This is a genomic window from Paraburkholderia sp. J10-1 (assembly GCF_905220165.1).
Taxonomy (GTDB): domain Bacteria; phylum Pseudomonadota; class Gammaproteobacteria; order Burkholderiales; family Burkholderiaceae; genus Paraburkholderia.
The window spans coordinates 936,151-952,801 of sequence record NZ_CAJMYW010000001.1 but is presented as its reverse complement, the minus strand read 5'-3'; the positions used below and the strand labels follow the sequence as shown (position 1 = coordinate 952,801).

The window sequence follows — 16,651 nt, the reverse complement described above, 5'->3', positions numbered from 1 at the left end:
GTTGCGTTACCTCCGGATGCGTTCCACTTTCAAGCGTGAGCGCGGCGCTGCGCCCAGTGCGCGAGTCCACCGCATGCGACCAGCAGTGCGCCGGTCGCGAAGAACACGGCGTGCAGGCCGAAGTGAACGCCGATCACGCCGCCGATCACCGGGCCCACCACCTGGCCGCTGAATTGCGCCGATTGCAGATAGCCGAGCATGCGGCCCGTTTTGCTTTCGTCTACCGATTGCCGCGCGAGCTTGCCGATGGAAGGCAGGAGCCCCGCGAGCGTCATGCCCATCACCACGCGCAGGCCCGCGAGCTGCCACCAGTGCGTGACGAACGCTTGCGGCACCATGGCGAGCCCCGTGAGCACGAGGCACGCGACGATCACGCGCCAGCTCCCGAAGCGGTCGGCGAGCGCGCCAAGGCGCGCCGCCGTAAGCATGCTGCCAAGCGCCGAGCATGCCATGACCACGCCCGCCACGCGCGCGAGATGCGCCGCGCCCACGCCCAGACTGCCGATAAAAACCGTGATGACGGGTTCGATCGACATGTTGGCGAGCAGCACCATCATCGCGGTCACGAGCAGCGCGGCTACGACCGCGTAATCGGGGCGGCGCGCGCCACTGCCTGAACCCGCTGCTGCATGGCGCGCGTGTGGCTTCGCGTCGCTTTCTGGATGAAACTCTTCCTTCACCACGAAGATGGTCAGGAGCGCCGCCACGGCGATCATCGCGCCGCCGGCGAAAAAGGTGCCGCGAATGCCGATCCAGCCAGGCAGCACGCCGCCCACCAGCGGCCCGACGAGATTGCCCGCCAGCGCGCCCGTGGAAAGGATGCCGAGGGCCCAGCCCGCGCGCTCGCGCGGCGCCTGGGTGCCGACCATCACGGTGGAAGCCGACGCATAGCCCCCCACGAGACCGGCGATCAGACGCAGCGCGACGAGCTCGTACACATTGTGCGCCACGCCGATCAACGACATCACCACGGCCATGCCGATCGCCGCGCGCACGAGCATGGGCTTGCGGCCATAGCGGTCGGCGAGACGCCCCCAGATCGGCGCGGTAAGCGCCGTGCCGAGGAAGGTCGCGCCGAATGCGACGCCCGACCACTGGATCACGGCGGACTGCGAGCTCACGCCGAGCTGCCGCACGTAGAGCGGCAGGAACGGCAGCAGCATGCTCAGGCTCACGAGCGTCGTGAACGAGCCGATCACGCACACCACGAGATTGCGCTGCCAGTACGGCGCATTGCGCTCCACATAGCCGCGCGGCGCAGGCGTGGCCTGCCGCAGCGCAGCGGCGGGGGAAGATGCGGTGGTATTCACCTGGCCCTCACTTGGCGCGCAGCGCGGAGCAGAGATCGACAAAGAGCGCGAGCACGAGAGCCGCAGCGCCGATGGCGAACAACACGAGGTAGTTGCCGCCGCTCGACGAGAACACGAACGACAGCCCGTAGGCGGCGGCCGCCTGCATCACGGCAAAGCTCGTCGTGGCGCGGCTCCACGCGCTTTTCACGGCGGACGGATGATGCGCGAGCAGCTCGTTCACGCGGCCGAGCACCAGCGGCACGATGGCCGGTGTAAAGGCGCCCACCAGCACGGCGGAGACCATGAGCCCCTGCGCGCCGAACATGCCAAGCGCCGGAATGGCGACCGCGACGGCCTGCAGCAGATACGCCGCGCGCAATGCCGGCGCGAAGCCCGAGCGGTCGGCGAGATGTCCCGCCGCGAGCGGGCCGACGATCGCGCCGATGCCGTACAGCACCCAGAATTCGGCGCCTGCATCGACGCCGCGACCGAGACCGCGCGCCACGTAGTCGACGAGGAAGATCATGTGCGGCACGAGCCCCACGGCGTTCAGCCCGTATTCGACGTAGAGCGCGCGCAGCTTCGCGCGGGGGTAGGCCTTGGCGTGTTCGAAGCGTGAAGGCGTATGAGCGGGCGCGCTCGCGCCGTGCTCGGGCCAGCCGTTCCACGCCACGGCCGTGAGCAGCGCCGAGACGACGGCGAGCCCGAGCCACGTGGCGCTCAGGCCCTGGCGCAGCAGGATCGGCACGATCGTGCCCGAGGCCGCAATGCCGAGCCCGATGCCCGTGAAGATGCCGCCGCTCGCAAAGCCCCTGCGCGCCGCAGGAACGTGCGCAAGGATCGTGGGCGCGGCGAGCACCATGAGCGCGCCGCCCGACAGGCCCGAGGCGAAGCGCCAGGCGAAGAACCAGAGGAACGAAACGGGCACCGCGCAGGCGGCGAAGGCGAGCGTCGCGAGCAGCATCATCGCGCGCAGCACGGTGGCGGGCCTCGCGGCGCGAGCCATTGCGCCCGCGAGCAGCGCACCGGCCAGATAGCCGCCCAGGTTCGCGGCGCCGAGGTAGGCGGCGGTCGAGGCGGGGAACCAGTGCGCGCCGATGATGGCGGGCAACAGCGGCGTGTAGGCAAAACGTGCAAGGCCAATGCCGATGAGGCTGGCGCTGGCCCCGGCGAGCGTGCCGCGCCACACGTTGTAGGCGGCAGGCGTGGACGGATTCGAAACGGCTTGATGCATGACGACTCCCGGCAAGCGAGGCAATGAAGCACCTGCTGAAGATGGGAGTCAGTCTAGGTTAGATCGAATGGCGGGAGAATCGCCGCAGTACGGAAGTCATTCTTCCGCGCCGCGAACGAATGCGCGTATGGCGGCCACGTCGAATATCGCTTAATCGGCGTCGGTAATGCGCCGGGCCTGCGCGAAGTACTCGCGCAGCCGGGGCGCGGCGAAATCGACGAAACTGCGCACCTTGGGCACCGAAAGACGCCCGTGCGGCGTGACGAGATTCGCGGGCAGCGGCGCATGCTCGCTGTCGCGCAGCACGATCTCGAGCCTGCCCGCCTCGACCTCCTCGGCCACGTGGTACGAAAAGAGCCGCGTGAGCCCATGCCCCGCCACGGCCGAAGCTCGCGCCGCGCGTATCGTGTTCACGATGAAGCGCGGCGAGAACTGCACGACCTGGGGCAGCGCCGTCTGGCGCGCGGCCGGGAAGCTCCACGAGTCGAGCCCGAAATGCGTCATCGAAATGATCGGGTGGCTCGCGAGATCGGCGGGCGCCTCGATGGCCGCATGCGTGGCGAGATAGCCGGGCGAAGCGACCACCACGCGCCGCACCTCGCCCACCGGAATGGCGACGAGCGTGGAGTCCTGCAAATGCGCAATGCGCAACGCCACGTCGATGCCCTCGTCGATCAGGCTTGCGGGCCTGTCGAGCAAGTGCAGGCGGATCGACACCTCGGGGTGGCGGTCGATGAACTCGTCGATCATCGGGCGCAGCACCTCTTCGCCCACCGCCACCGCCGCCGTGACGCCGAGCAGCCCGCGCGGCGCGGAGCGCTCGTCGGCGGCGAGCAAGTCCGCCTCCTCGAGGTCGGCCAGAATGCGCCGGCATGCGAGCGCATAGCGCTCGCCCGCCTCGCTCAGCCGAATCGTGCGCGTGGTGCGGTACAAGAGCGGCGTGCCGGTGTGCTCCTCCAGGAACGCAATGGCCCGGCTCACCGCCGCGGGCGAGCGGCCCAGGCGGCGGCCCGCGCCCGCGAGACTTCCCTCGTCGAGCGTGGCGACGAAAACCTTCATGGCGTCGATTCGGTCCATTGCGTATTTCTGGTTGGGTGGCCGCTTTGCGTTGTGACCTTGTATCACGAACGCGCATTCCGGTTGGCACGTCGTGCAGGCGCATTCAATCGAAAAGGCAATGGCGATTCGACCGGAGCGACCGGCTCTCGCTGAATAAAACCATTCAAAAAAACGGCATTGTCTGGTCATCGCGCGACAGCAAAACCGGATGTCGCTTCCAGCGCGTCACCATGTCGCCTTTGTTCTAGGAGCGCCATTTATGGTCGCATTTACTGTGCAAACCAATACCGTGCGACTTCAGCGTTAAACCGCTCGCCTCAAGTGGCTCTGCCATTCATGGTGATACGCACACCTTATTCAACGCATAAGGGACGGCCAGAACATGAAAGCGTATCAGCCAGACGTGGACCCAAAAACGCTTCGCAAGGTGATCATCGCCGCTGCGGTAGGCAATTTCGTCGAATGGTTCGACTTTGCCGTTTACGGATTTCTGGCAACCCTGCTGACTCGCCAATTCTTTCCGAACGGCGACCCCGCGATCGCGTTGATGAAAACCTTCGCGGTTTTCGCCGTCGCTTTTGCATTCAGACCGCTCGGCGGCATTTTCTTCGGCGTGGTGGGCGACAGGGTAGGCCGCAAGAAAACGCTCGCCATGACCATCCTGATCATGGCAGGTGCAACTACGGTTATCGGCTTGCTGCCGACCTACGCATCGGTCGGCATGCTCGCACCGTTGCTGCTCGCGATCGTGCGATGCGTGCAAGGCTTTTCCGCCGGCGGCGAGTACGCAGGCGCCTGCGCGTATCTGATGGAACATGCGCCGAAGCACCAGCGCGCGCGCTACGGCAGCTTCATTCCGGTCTCCACGTTCCTTTCGTTCGCGAGCGCCGCCGTGGTGGCATCCGGACTGGACGCCCTGCTGTCCGCAGAGGCAATGAGCAACTGGGGCTGGCGAGTCCCGTTCATCGCTGCTGCGCCTATCGGCCTCGTCGGACTGTATCTGCGCACGCGCCTTGGCGAAACGCCGTCGTTCGCCGCAGTCGAACACGATCACGACCTGGCCCACGCCCCGCTGCGTGAAACGCTCAAGACCCAAGCAAGCGCGATTGTGCGCCTTGGGGCCTTTGTTTCCGTCACTGCGCTCTCGTTCTATACCTTTACGACCTACTTCGCCACGTATCTGCAGGTAGTCGGTCATCTGAGCCGGGCCAGCGCGTTGTTGATCACGGTAATCGCGCTGGTCTTCGCCGCGGCACTCTGCCCGCTTGCCGGCCTCTACTCGGACGCAGTGGGAAGACGCAAAACCGTTTTCACGGTATGCGCCATCCTGATCGCCGCGGTCTACCCTTCTTTCGTGCTCGGTGGGTCAGGCGATTTCCGCTCCGCACTGCTTGGCGCAGCCATGCTCGCGGTCGGCGCGGTCTTGTCGGGCGTGGTCACGGCGGCCCTGCTGTCCGAAGTCTTTCCGACCCGAACGCGCTATACCGCTTCGGCGATCACGTACAACCTTGCCTATACGATCTTTGGCGGAACGGCGCCGCTCGTTGCCACCTGGCTGATCGAGACGACGGGCAACAACATCTCGCCCGCTTTCTACCTGATCGCCGTCTCGCTGCTGGCGCTGGTTGGCGGCATGTCCTTGCCGGAAACGTCGCGGATATCGCTCGACGATCACCTGCATGAAGAGGCCACTGAAGGCGTACGCGACTGGCAGGCTCCCACCGCTCAGTAGGCCGCGCGCAGAGCCTCCGTGGCGAGGGCGAGGCGCGACGCAATGACCTTCACCAGAAAGCGGTGAAACTGCTGGGCGGCTGCGGGGTCGTCCCGCTCCAGCGCAACGAGCGCGGCCAGCGACAACCTGCGCACCCGCGTCGGCACCTCGGCGAACACATCCGCGCTGCGCGGCCGCTGCGTATACACGGCCATTTCCCCGATGACCGTACCCGGAAGGCAGGCGCGCAACCGCACCGAGCGCCCGTTGCCGAGCGGCAGCGAAACGGCGACGCGCCCGCGCTCGATGATGTACAGCGCGTCGCCGGGATCTCCACGAAGAAACAGCGCCTGGCCCGCTTGCAGATCGTGCACTTCGAGCCGGGTGGAGAGCGTGATCAGCGCGCTGGCCGTGAAATGCAGCGCGAGCAATGCGTTCAGGTCGTCCCCGCGCTTCGGCGCGAACGCGCTTGACGCGAGCAACTGGTCTTCCACCCATTCCAGGCCCGCATCGAGCGTGTCGAATTCACGAATGCGCAGATTGAGCGTGCCGGTTTTGGTCAGCAGGTCGCGCGAGCGCGGCGGCAGCGCGGTCAGGATCAAGTCCGCGTTCAAGGCCGCGCAGAGCTGCCGCAGCTTGACGAAGCTGATCGAAACCGACGCGTCGATGCCTTGCGTCGACGCGAAATCGAGCACGACGAAATGAACCGGCACCGCGTCGCGCGCGGCTAGCCGCTCCCGTATGCGCTGGAGGATCGAATTGGCCGTGCCGAAAAAAAGAAATCCTTGCAGGCACATTCCGCACACCTGCGCGCCGAGTGCGCGCAATGCTTCGGTCTCCTCGATGTTGCGCTCGACATTCGATCTGCGGGTGCGAAGGTCGAACTCCATGCGTATGCAACTCACGCGGCCGTAGAGCAGCGTGAACATGATGCACGCGGCGATCACGCCCGCGCCTACGCCGACAATCACGCCCCAGGCCGCGATCGTGCCGAGAATGACGGGCACGAGCAGGTACTCGTACCAGGCGAGCTTCGTCCATGCGCCGACAACCCACTGCACGATGAGGCGCAGCCCCATGAACAGCTGGAGGCCGACGAGCACCGGCACGGGAAAGAGCGCGACAAAACCTGGCGACGACGCCAGCACGACGAGACACGCGAGCGATGCGAACACGCCCGCCATGCGGCTCGTCGCGCCAACGCGCGCATTGAGCATCGAGCGATTGAACGATTGATAACCCACCATGCCGCCCAACAGTCCGCTCGCGAGATTGGCGAGGCCCGCAGCCTTCATTTCGCGGTTCAGATCGACTTCCTCGCCCGTTGCCGCGCCGATCGCCGTCGAATTCATCAGGATTGTGACGGCCGAAACCGACGTGACCACGAGGCTTTCGGGGAGGTGAGAGGCAATCGCTGTCCAGTCGACGCCACCCTGCGCGAGCTGCGCCCGCAAGTGCAGCTCCGGTATGCCCGTGAGCCGCAGCGCCACGCGCGGCAGCAGCAGCCCCATGTCGCGCGCCTGATCGATCGACAAGCCAGCAGCATGTAGCAGAACGTAGAAAAGGACGATCCCGAAGGCGAGCGTGAGCGGCAGCGCCGCAACGTGTTTCCAGCTGCGCATGAGGACAGTGGCCAGCACGCCTACGATGAGCGCGGGCAGCCAGGCGAGCCAGTGAAGATGGGTCAACAGCGCGAGCGTGTGCCATTGCAGCGACTCGCCCGTCATGACGCGAAATGCGCCGGCGAGCAGCAGATAACCCGTGCCCGCGAGAAAACCGCCGAGGACCGGATAAGGCAGGAACTGCAGCGAGCGGCTGCGCTTCGAGGAGCCGATCGCGTAAAGCACGACGCCGGTCACGAGCGAACACAGCGCGATGGCGATCAGCACGGTGAGGAGGAGCGTCTGCGGGGAGCCGCCGTCCGCGCGCACGCTGCTCGCCACGCCCGCCGCCACCCCCGCGAGAAACGCAGCCGCATTGCTGTCGGGGCCGCCAATGTTCAGACGCATCGAGCTAGTCAAGGCAATCACAAGCGCCGTGACGACACAGCTGACGAGCGCGGTGGGCACGCCGAGCATCGCGTAGCGGGCGAGATCGGCGCTGAAGATCATCGTGCCGAGGCTCATTGCGTAGCACAGCATGACGAGCGCCGATACCGCGCCGGCCGCCAGATCGCCGGGCAGCGCCGCCATACGCGAGCGCGGCGGGGCGGCGGCGACGGTAGCGGTCTTGCCCGGCTTCACGTGAATGCTCAGTGGAATGCGCGAGGCGCGATTGGGGAGCGATGGGGTGCGATCCAGTATCCGTCCGCAATCGAAAGCCTGTCAAACGCCGGAAGCAGGCCATACGCGGCGCGTGGCGCGCGCCTACACTGAATATTCATCGGCACGAGTGCCCACAGGCTCGCGGCGGTTCGCATCGGGCGAGCGGCATGGGATCCAGACGGCGAACATGGATACTGAGCAATGGCTGCGCGCCCTCGGACTTGAGCAGTACGCACCCGCGTTCGCGGCAAACGATATCGATCTGTCGCTGCTCGCGCAGCTGACCGACGCGGACCTGAGGGAGCTCGGGGTGCAGTCGCTCGGCCATCGCAAACGCATCCTCGCTGCCGCCGCGCAGGGCCTGGCGCCGGCGTCCGGGCCGCAGGCGCAGACGCCGAACACACCCACCGCACCCGACGCTGGGGACATCCCCACGGACGAGCGCCGGCAGGTCACGATCCTCTTTGCCGATCTCTGCGGCTTCACCGCGCTCTCGCGCACGCTCGATCCGGAGGAACTGCGCGCGCTGATCGGCCGCTTCACGGCGCTCGTCGACGGTATCGTGCTCGCCTACGGCGGCACGACCGACAGGCACATCGGCGACGCGGTCATGGCGCTGTTCGGCGCGCCCCGCGCGCACGAGACGGACACGCTGCGCGCGGCGCGTGCGGCGCTCGACATCCATGAGGCGCTGACGCAGCTGAGCGCGCAGGCGGCGCGCACGCTGCAGGCGCATATCGGCATCGCGAGCGGCGAAGTCGTCGCGGGCGCGCTCGGCTGCGTCGACGCGCGGGACTACACTGTGACCGGCAATCCGGTGAACCTGGCCGCGCGGCTGCAGGTGGCGGCGGCGCCCGGGGAGACCTGGCTTTCCGATGACGTGGCGCGCGCGCTCGGCGACGCCGCCGTGTGCGACGCGCTCGGCGAGCAGCGCTTCAAAGGCATCGACACGCCGCTGCGCGCATGGCGGCTGCGCGCGATTTCGAACGACCCGGCGAGCGAGTCGGCCAAGGCGAGCCAGAGCCTTTTCGTCGGACGTCAGGCCGAGCTCGAGCAGTTTCACGGTATCGTCCACGCGTGCATGGCGAGGCGGGCCGGCCACATCGTCCATGTGCGCGGCGAAGCGGGCATCGGCAAGACGCGTCTTGTCGACGAGATGCGCCGCTACGCGCAGTCGCAGGGTTTCGAGATCCACCGCGGGCTCGTGCTCGATTTCGGCGTGGGCAAAGGGCAGGACCCCGTGCACACGATCGTCGCCAGCCTGCTCGGCCTGCCGGCCGGCGCTTCGGGCGACGCGCGCCAGGCCGCCGCCGATCGTCTCGCCGCTGAAGGCGTCGTCAAGGCCGAACAGCGCGCATTTGTCCACGACCTCCTCGACCTGCCGCTCGCGCACGAGTGGCGCGCCCTTTACGACGCGATGGACCACGGCGCGCGCAAGCGCGGCAAGCAGGCGCTCGCGGCGAGACTGACCGACGACGCCTGCCGGCGCGCGGCAACGCTAATCGTCGTAGAAGACCTGCATTGGGCCGACCCCGAAGTGCTCGACTATCTCTCGGCCTTCGCCTCGGGCATCGCGAACGGTCCGGGCCTGCTCGTGACGACTTCGCGCGTGGAAGGCGATCCGATCGATGCGACGTGGCGCGCGCGCTGCCGCGACACGCCGTTCGCGACGATCGATCTCGGGCCGCTGCGCAAGGATGAGGCGCTGAGCCTCGCGGGCAACTTCATCGACGCGACGCAGCGCGTGGCGCTCGCGTGCATCGAGCGCGCGGGCGGCAACCCGCTGTTCCTCGAGCAGCTGTTGCGCAACGTCGAGGAAGGCAGCGGCAGCGCCGTGCCCGCCTCGATCCGCAGCCTCGTGCTCGCGCGCATGGACCGGCTCGCGCGGCACGACCGCCTCGCCTTCCAGGCGGCCGCCGTGATCGGCCAGCGCTTCGACCTCGCCTTGTTGCGGCGGCTCATCGACGATCCCGGCTACGTCTGCGACGGTCTGCTCGCCAATGCGCTCGTGTTGCCGGAGGGCGAGGAGTTCCTGTTCGCCCATGCACTGATCCAGGAAAGCGCCTATTCGACGCTGCTGCGCGCGCGCAGGCGCGAGCTGCACCGCAGCGCGGCCGACTGGTTTGCGCACGGCGACCCCACGCTGCACGCCCAGCATCTCGACCGCGCCGAGGACGAACGCGCGCCGCAGGCCTACCTGGCCGCCGCGCTCGCACAGCGCGCGGCCCACCTGCTCGAAGCCGCGCTGCGCCTCGCCGAGCGCGGCCTCGAGATCGCGCAGACAGAGGCGGACCGCCACGCCCTGGCCTGTTGCAAGGGCGAACTCCAGCGCGACCTGGGTGACATTGCGGGATCGATCGAGACCTGGCGCGCGGCGCTCGCGGCCGCCCCCGACGACGCCAGTTTGTGCCGCTGCCAGCTCGGGCTCGCGGAAGGCTTGCGCGTGAGCGAAGGGCTCGACGAAGCGCTAGACCTGCTCGACGCTGCGCAGCGGATCGCGGAGCGCGACGACCGGGTGGCCGAACTCGCGAGCCTTCACTATTTGCGCGGCAACATCTACTTTCCGCTCGGAAAGATCGATGCCTGCAGCACCGAGCACGAACGCGGACTTGTTTATGCGCGTCGCCTCGGCCTGCCGGAGGCAGAGGCCCGCGCGCTGGGCGGCCTCGCCGATGCCGCGTACGCGCAAGGGCGCATGCGTACCGCGTTCCGCCATTTCAGCGATTGCGTGACGTTGAGCCGCGAGCACGGGTGCGGCCGGATCGAAGTCGCCAACCGGTCGATGCAGGGCTTCAGCCGCATTTATCTGAACGACCCGCGGCAGGCGCGCGAAGACGCTGTCGCCGCCGTGGGCGCCGCCGAGCTGGTCGGGCAGCCGCGCGCGCAATTGCTGGGCGAAACGCTCGGCGTATTCTCCTGTTACGAGCTGGGCGATATGCAGGCCATGCAGGTCCATCTGGACCTGGAGCGGCGCGTGATCCGGCAATTGGGCGCACGCCGGTTCGAGGCGCAGAACGTGGAAATGCAGGGGCGCGTCTGGCTCGCCAGTGGGCGCCGCAGCGAAGCGCTCGAAGCGCTGCGTGAGGCGATTGCGATCTCGCGCGAGGTGGGCACGCAGTTCAGCGCACCGAAGGCCCTGAGCGCGCTCGCCGGCGCAGTCGACGAGCATGACGAACGGCTGCGGCTCCTCGCAGAAGGTGAGGACCTTCTGCGCCGCGGCGCGGTTGGCCACAACCACCTCTGGTTCTATCGCGACGCGATCGAAGCGATGCTCGCGGCCCGCGATCCGGCCGGCGTGCTGCGCTATGTGAGCGCGCTGGAGAACTACACGCGGCGCGAACCGCTGCCCTGGGCCGACCTGTTCGCGGCGCGCGGACGCGCGCTCGCGAGCGCCCTGCATGAGCGCGCTGACGAAGCCGCGCGGTGCGAGCTTGCACGCGTGCAAAGCGTGCTGTTGCAGGCTGGCTTCCAGCAATACCAGGCCGCGGTCGATGCAGCGCTTGCCGCTTGAAGCGGGCGGACCACCGCCATGCGGTGCGTTTGGCCCGATAGCGAATTGCGCGCAAGCGTTAAAATCGCGCATTCCACTTTTGCGGCAATAGAACACCCATGAAGTGCCTCACCCTCTCGTGCGCCCTCGCTGCCATCGCTCTGGCCGCCGTTCCCGCCCTTGCCCAAACGTCGTCGGGCGATTCGAATTCGAAGCGCGATTGCGCGATCGGCTACGTCACAGGCGTTGCAGGCTCGGCGCAAAGCGTGCGCGACTATCTGGCTACGCCCGACCGCGACCGCATTCGCTACCTCAAGGAAAACGAGATCCAATGCAAGATCGCCGACGACGACAGCCACGCGTCCGGCTGCACGGGCGTCACGCTATTGAAGAACGAGAAGGTGAGCGTGTACGACGATAGCGACCCCGCTACCACCGCTGTCGTCGTACGCGTGGAACTCGATCGCGGCACCTACCCCGTGATCATCGTCGCGCCCAAGAGCGAGGTGAAGTGCGACGAGTGAGCGGCAGGTAGTTGGTGCGTCGCAGTTAGCCGGGTTGCTCGCACGCCGCGATTTCCGCATCCGTCACGCCCGCCATGCGCGCGGCATCGACAATCTGCGCCCAGCTCGTCGCATCCACAGGAATGCCGTGCGCCTCGCGCGCACGCCGTGTTGCGTCCTCGCGCTCGCCGGGCAGCAGGATCTCGTCGACACCCGCCGCGCGCCGCGTGGCCTTGAGCCATTCGACGAATGCGAGCGCCTCGTCCTCGCGCGAGGGCGCGTCGAACGCCGCCGGATCGACGATCACCGACATCATGCAATTGACGATCGCGTGCGTGGAGACGATGGTTTGCTCGCGCGTCGTGAAGCCGCCCGAGAGCGCACCGGCCAGAATCTCGCACATCGCGGCAAGCCCCGAACCCTTGTGCCCTGCCACCGCGCCGCCGAACGCGCGCAGCGCGCCATGCTGGGTATCGCTAAAGAGCGCGCCGGGGTCGCGCGTGGGGCGGCCGTCGCTGTCGATCAACGCGTCGGCGGGTACATCCACGCCTTTGTTGTAGGCCACGCGCACTTTGCCCGCGGCAATCGCGCTCGTGGCGAAGTCGAGCACCAGCGGCGAGCGGCCCTCGAGCGGAAACGCTGCGCAAAACGGATTGGTGCCGAAGCGCCGGTCGATGCCGCCGAACGGCGCGACAAGCGGGTCGCCCGCGACGTTGACGAAGTGGAACGACACGAGCCCGGCGCGCGCGCATTGCTCCGCCCAGTGCCCGATACGTCCGATGTGATGGGCATTGCGCAGACCGAGCGCGCACACGCCGAGCGACTTCGCACGCTCGATGCCGTGCTCCATCGCTTCGAACGCCGTGACTTGCCCGAAGCCGCGCCCGGCTTCGATGGTGAGCACCGCGCCCGCGTCGCGCGCGACTTGCGCGTGCGCGTTCAGTTTCAGCTCGCCTTCGCGGCACGCCAGCATATAGCGCGGGATCATGCCCACGCCGTGCGAGTCGTGCCCCGCGAGATTCGCTTCGACGAGATGATCGGCAACGAGCGTCGCCTCGCGCGCCTCGCTGCCGGCCGCGCGCCAGATGGCGACGACGAAAGCATGCAGCGCGCGAGCCTCGACAACGACTTCTGAACCTTTTGCAGCAGTGGAATTCGACATGTACGTGACCCTGTGTATGGCAGCGGAACAAGAGGCGGCGCTCAGGCGCGCGGCGCGTAGGCCGACTCGTCGACACCCTTGGCCTCGGGCGCCAGCAGCGGCTCCACACGCCCGACTATCACAAGATAGCTCACCGCGCCGAGCACGCAAAACCCGCCGGCGACAACAAGCGGAATCGTGAAAGAGCCGCGCGTGAGCTGCAACATCACGCCTGTAAACGTCGTAAGCGCGATGCCTGCGAGGTTCGACGCGAAGTTCTGGATGCCCGCCAGCGAGGCGACGTGCCGCGGCGTGGGCGCGACGTCGGCAGGCAGCGACCAGATGCTGGCTGCGGCGGCCGCGAGGCTCCCGTAAGCAACCGCGAAGAGTGCGAGCATTAGATAGACATCCTGAACAATGCCGGTGAGCGTGATCACGGACGAAAGCAGCATGCCGCCGACAATGCAGGTCTTGCGCGCGGCCGTCAGGCTCCAGCCGCGCTTGACCAGCGTGTCGGAAAGCCAGCCGCCCAGCCAGCCGCCGGGGATCGAGGCAATGGCGGGCAAGGTGCCGAGCGTGCCAAGCGACTTGAGCGAGAAGCCGCGCGCTTGCACGAGATAGCTCGGAAACCACGTAATGAAGAAGTAGATGACGAAGTTCAGGCAGAAGAAGCCCAGCATCATGCCCCACACGGTGCGGTAGCGGAACAACCCGCTCCAGCGGATCGAGGCGGCGGCCGGCACGGGGGCGCGCGGCTGATCGAGTGCGGCGCGTGCCTCAGGCTCCCGATACATCACGAGCCAGCCCACGATCCACACGAAACCGAGCGCGCCGGTAATCACAAATGAAGCCTTCCAGCCCCACGCGGCCATGATCGCGGCAACGAGCGGCAGCGACAGCGCGGAGCCCACGCGCGAGCCGCTATCGAAAATGCTCGTGGCAAGCGCGCGTTCTTCGCGCGAAAACCACTGGCTAACGAGTTTCGCGCACGACGGATACGCACCCGCCTCGCCCGCGCCGAGCATGAGCCGGCAGCCGAACATCGCCGCGAAGCCGCCCGCTACCGCGGTGGCCGCGGTAAACACCGACCACCAGCCCACGGCGAACGGCAACGCGATGCGCGCGCCGGCCCGGTCGACGAACCAGCCGTAGGGCAACTGCATCACGGCGTAAGTCCAGAAGAAGCCGCTCAGCAGCAGCCCCATGGCGGCAGGACCAATGCCGAGGTCCTTCATGATGTGGGGCGCGGCGACCGCGAGATTGGCGCGGTCGATGTAGTTCACTGCAATCGCCAGAAAACAGAAGAAAATGACCAGCCAGCGCGACTTTTCCTTCATGGAAAGCACTCCTTCTGAATGTGGCGTCGTGCCTCCATCGAGTTGCGGCGCCTGTCCGAATCGCTCCCGTGTTACATGACCGCCCCCAGATGCCAGGGCACGAATTCATTCTGGCCGTAGCCGTGCAGCTCGCTCTTCGTGCGCTGCCCGGAGGCCGTCGCGAGCATCAGCGCGAAGATCGCGGCGCCCGTCTCGTCCACGCTTTGCTCGCCGTCCAGAATGCGGCCGCAGTTCAGGTCGATGTCCTCTTCCTGGCGCCGCCACAGCGCGCTGTTCGTGCCGAGCTTGAGCGAAGGCGAAGGCGCGCAGCCGTAGGCCGAGCCGCGTCCCGTCGTGAAGCAGATCAGATTGGCGCCGCCCGCCACCTGGCCCGTGGCGGACACAGGGTCGTAGCCGGGCGTGTCCATGAACACGAGCCCCCGCGCATGCACGGGTTGCGCGTACTCGTAGGTTTCGACGAGCCGTGTCGTGCCGCCTTTCGCCACCGCGCCGAGCGACTTTTCGAGGATCGTCGTGAGGCCGCCCGCCTTGTTGCCGGCAGAAGGATTGTTGTTCATGTTCGCTTCCATGCGCGCGCAATACGCTTCCCACCAGCGGATGCGCGCCACGAGCTTTTCGCCCACTTCGCGCGACGCCGCACGCCGTGTGAGCAAATGTTCGGCGCCGTAGATCTCGGGCGTTTCGGAGAGAATGGCCGTGCCGCCGTGCATGACCAGTCTGTCTACCGCTGCGCCGAGCGCCGGATTCGCGGAAATGCCGGAGTAGCCGTCCGAGCCGCCGCACTGCAGGCCGACCATCAGATGACGCGCCTCCACCGGCTCGCGCGTCACGCGATTCGCATCGGGCAGCAGCGCGCGCACCTGGTCGATGCCCGCTGCAACCGTGCGCGCGGTGCCGCCCGTTTGCTGGATCGTCATGGTCGAGAGGCGCGCGCCGCGCTCCAGTTGCTCGGCTTCCACGAGACCGTCGATCTGGTTCGTCTCGCAGCCAAGACCAACGATCAGCACGGCATAGAAGTTGGCGTGACGCGCATAGCCCGCGAGCGTACGGCGCAGCACCGTAATGGGCTCGCCCTCTGCCGCGAGCGCACACCCTTCGCCGTGCGTGAGCGCCACCACGCCATCCACGTTAGGGAACGCTTCGAGCGCTTCGGGGTGGATATCGCGGCGGAAGTGGTCGGCTATCGCGCGCGCAACCGTGGCCGAGCAGTTCACGGACGTCAGGATGCCTATGTAATTGCGCGTGGCGACGCGGCCATCCGCGCGCCGGATGCCGAGGAACGTCGCAGGCTGCGCAGCGGCGGGCGTGTCGTGCGCATCCACGCCGAATGCGTAGTCGCGCTCGAAATCGCCCATCGAGAGATTCTGGGTATGCACGTGTTCGCCACGGCGGATCGGCCGGCTCGCGAAGCCGATGATCTGCCCATAGCGGCGCACCGGTTCGCCTTGCTCGATGTCGCGCAGCGCGACCTTGTGGCCCGGCGGAATCATGCCCGCGACCGTGTGGTCGCCATAGAGTACCGAGCCTGGCATCAACTGCCCGCGCGCGATGGCAACGTCGTCGCGCCGGTCGAGAAGAATGAGCGCGGCCGAAAGCTGAGCGGGGTCGAGAAGTGTCATAGCCGGTCTCCCTGGGAAGCGCCGCGCACGCCAACGTAAAGCGAATACAGCGAGGTGTTGGCCGCGATGAAAAGACGATTGCGGTTCGGGCCGCCGAACACGAGATTCGCGACCGTTTCCGGCACGAGGATCTTGCCGAGCAGCGTGGCATCGGGCGCATAGCAGTGGATGCCGTCTCCCGCGCTCGTCCACACGTTGCCGTGCTCGTCCACGCGCATGCCGTCCGGCACGCCCGGCGCAATGTCCGCGAACACCCGGCCGTTGTGCAACCTGCCTTGCGCGTCCACGTCGAATACGCGGATGTGATGCGGGCCGTTCTCGATATGCGACGCGCCCGAGTCGGCCACGTAAAGCCGCGCTTCATCCGGCGAGAATGCGAGGCCGTTGGGCTTCGTGAAGTCGTCGGCCATGCGCTGCACCACGCCCGTGTCGGGCGCCACGCGATACACGTGGCAGCCGCCGATCTCGCTCGGCGCGCGAAAGCCCTCGTAGTCGCCGAGAATGCCGTAGTCGGGGTCCGTGAACCAGATCGAGCCGTCCGACTGCACGATCACGTCGTTGGGCGAATTCAGCCGGTGGCCTTCAAAGCGATCGGCGATCACGGTGATGCGCCCGTCGTGCTCCGTGCGCGTGACACGGCGCGTACCGTGCTCGCACGTCACGAGCCGGCATTCCCGGTCGAGCGTATTGCCGTTGCTGAAATTCGAGTTCGCGCGGAACACGCCGGTGCCGATGCCGGGCACCCAGCGCATCATGCGGTTGTTGGGGATGTCGCTCCAGACAAGAAAGTCGCCGGCGGGAAACCACACCGGCCCTTCCGCCCACATGCAGCCGCCCGCGAGCTTCTCGAACTGCGCGTTGGGCTGCAGCAGCATGCGAAAACGCGCATCGTGGATTTCGTATTCGTGGGGATTCATCGTTCCGGCCTCGTACCGTCAGGGTCAGGTCACGGCGACGCGCGTGACCCGTCGCTCACTGCCGCGCCGGTTTATTAAATACTA

At 67.2% G+C, this 16,651-nt stretch carries 11 protein-coding genes; 3 read left to right on the top strand and 8 right to left on the bottom strand.

The genetic code is table 11. From position 1 onward, the window contains the following. Window positions 1-29: 29 nt before the first annotated feature. The 3 genes from U5A65_RS04145 to U5A65_RS04135 form a co-directional block, all read right to left on the bottom strand. A complete protein-coding gene (locus U5A65_RS04145) occupies window positions 30-1,310 on the bottom strand; it encodes an MFS transporter (RefSeq protein WP_321945551.1) in 1,281 nt (426 codons plus the stop codon). A 7-nt stretch (window positions 1,311-1,317) separates the two neighbouring features. After that, window positions 1,318-2,526 carry a YbfB/YjiJ family MFS transporter gene (locus U5A65_RS04140; RefSeq protein WP_321945550.1) on the bottom strand — a complete coding sequence of 403 codons (1,209 nt, stop codon included), beginning with the start codon at window positions 2,524-2,526 and terminating at the stop codon, window positions 1,318-1,320. A 150-nt stretch (window positions 2,527-2,676) separates the two neighbouring features. Then, the gene (locus U5A65_RS04135; RefSeq protein ID WP_321908000.1) at window positions 2,677-3,603 is read right to left on the bottom strand and encodes a LysR family transcriptional regulator; all 927 of its coding nucleotides are present in this window, start codon (window positions 3,601-3,603) and stop codon (window positions 2,677-2,679) included. 364 nt (window positions 3,604-3,967) lie between these two features. Here U5A65_RS04135 and U5A65_RS04130 point away from each other — a divergent pair, with 364 nt between their 5' ends. Further along, window positions 3,968-5,317: an MFS transporter gene (locus tag U5A65_RS04130; protein ID WP_321945549.1), complete on the top strand. Its 1,350-nt coding sequence runs from the start codon at window positions 3,968-3,970 to the stop codon at window positions 5,315-5,317. Here U5A65_RS04130 and U5A65_RS04125 read toward each other — a convergent pair. Further along, window positions 5,311-7,539 carry a SulP family inorganic anion transporter gene (locus U5A65_RS04125; RefSeq protein WP_321945548.1) on the bottom strand — a complete coding sequence of 743 codons (2,229 nt, stop codon included), beginning with the start codon at window positions 7,537-7,539 and terminating at the stop codon, window positions 5,311-5,313. The two genes, U5A65_RS04130 and U5A65_RS04125, sit on opposite strands and share 7 nt — an antisense overlap. 208 nt (window positions 7,540-7,747) lie before the next feature. Here U5A65_RS04125 and U5A65_RS04120 point away from each other — a divergent pair, with 208 nt between their 5' ends. Both U5A65_RS04120 and U5A65_RS04115 read left to right on the top strand, forming a co-directional pair. Continuing rightward, complete coding sequence (locus U5A65_RS04120; protein ID WP_321945547.1) at window positions 7,748-11,071, top strand: adenylate/guanylate cyclase domain-containing protein; 3,324 nt, start codon at window positions 7,748-7,750, stop codon at window positions 11,069-11,071. A gap of 98 nt (window positions 11,072-11,169) precedes the next feature. Further along, the gene (locus tag U5A65_RS04115; RefSeq protein WP_321908006.1) at window positions 11,170-11,574 is read left to right on the top strand and encodes a hypothetical protein; all 405 of its coding nucleotides are present in this window, start codon (window positions 11,170-11,172) and stop codon (window positions 11,572-11,574) included. Window positions 11,575-11,599: 25 nt separating this feature from the next. Here the strand turns inward: U5A65_RS04115 and U5A65_RS04110 are convergent, their stop codons facing one another. From U5A65_RS04110 to U5A65_RS04095, 4 genes are all read right to left on the bottom strand, one after another. Next, complete coding sequence (locus tag U5A65_RS04110) at window positions 11,600-12,715, bottom strand: malate/lactate/ureidoglycolate dehydrogenase (protein ID WP_321934681.1); 1,116 nt, start codon at window positions 12,713-12,715, stop codon at window positions 11,600-11,602. Window positions 12,716-12,756: 41 nt separating this feature from the next. Continuing rightward, entirely contained in the window at window positions 12,757-14,031 is a 1,275-nt protein-coding gene (locus tag U5A65_RS04105; RefSeq protein ID WP_321945546.1) for an MFS transporter, read from the bottom strand. 71 nt (window positions 14,032-14,102) lie between these two features. Next, complete coding sequence (locus U5A65_RS04100) at window positions 14,103-15,650, bottom strand: altronate dehydratase family protein (RefSeq protein WP_321945545.1); 1,548 nt, start codon at window positions 15,648-15,650, stop codon at window positions 14,103-14,105. After that, complete coding sequence (locus U5A65_RS04095; RefSeq protein ID WP_321908012.1) at window positions 15,647-16,567, bottom strand: SMP-30/gluconolactonase/LRE family protein; 921 nt, start codon at window positions 16,565-16,567, stop codon at window positions 15,647-15,649. The genes U5A65_RS04100 and U5A65_RS04095 overlap by 4 nt, the downstream gene beginning before the upstream one ends. Window positions 16,568-16,651: the final 84 nt, after the last annotated feature.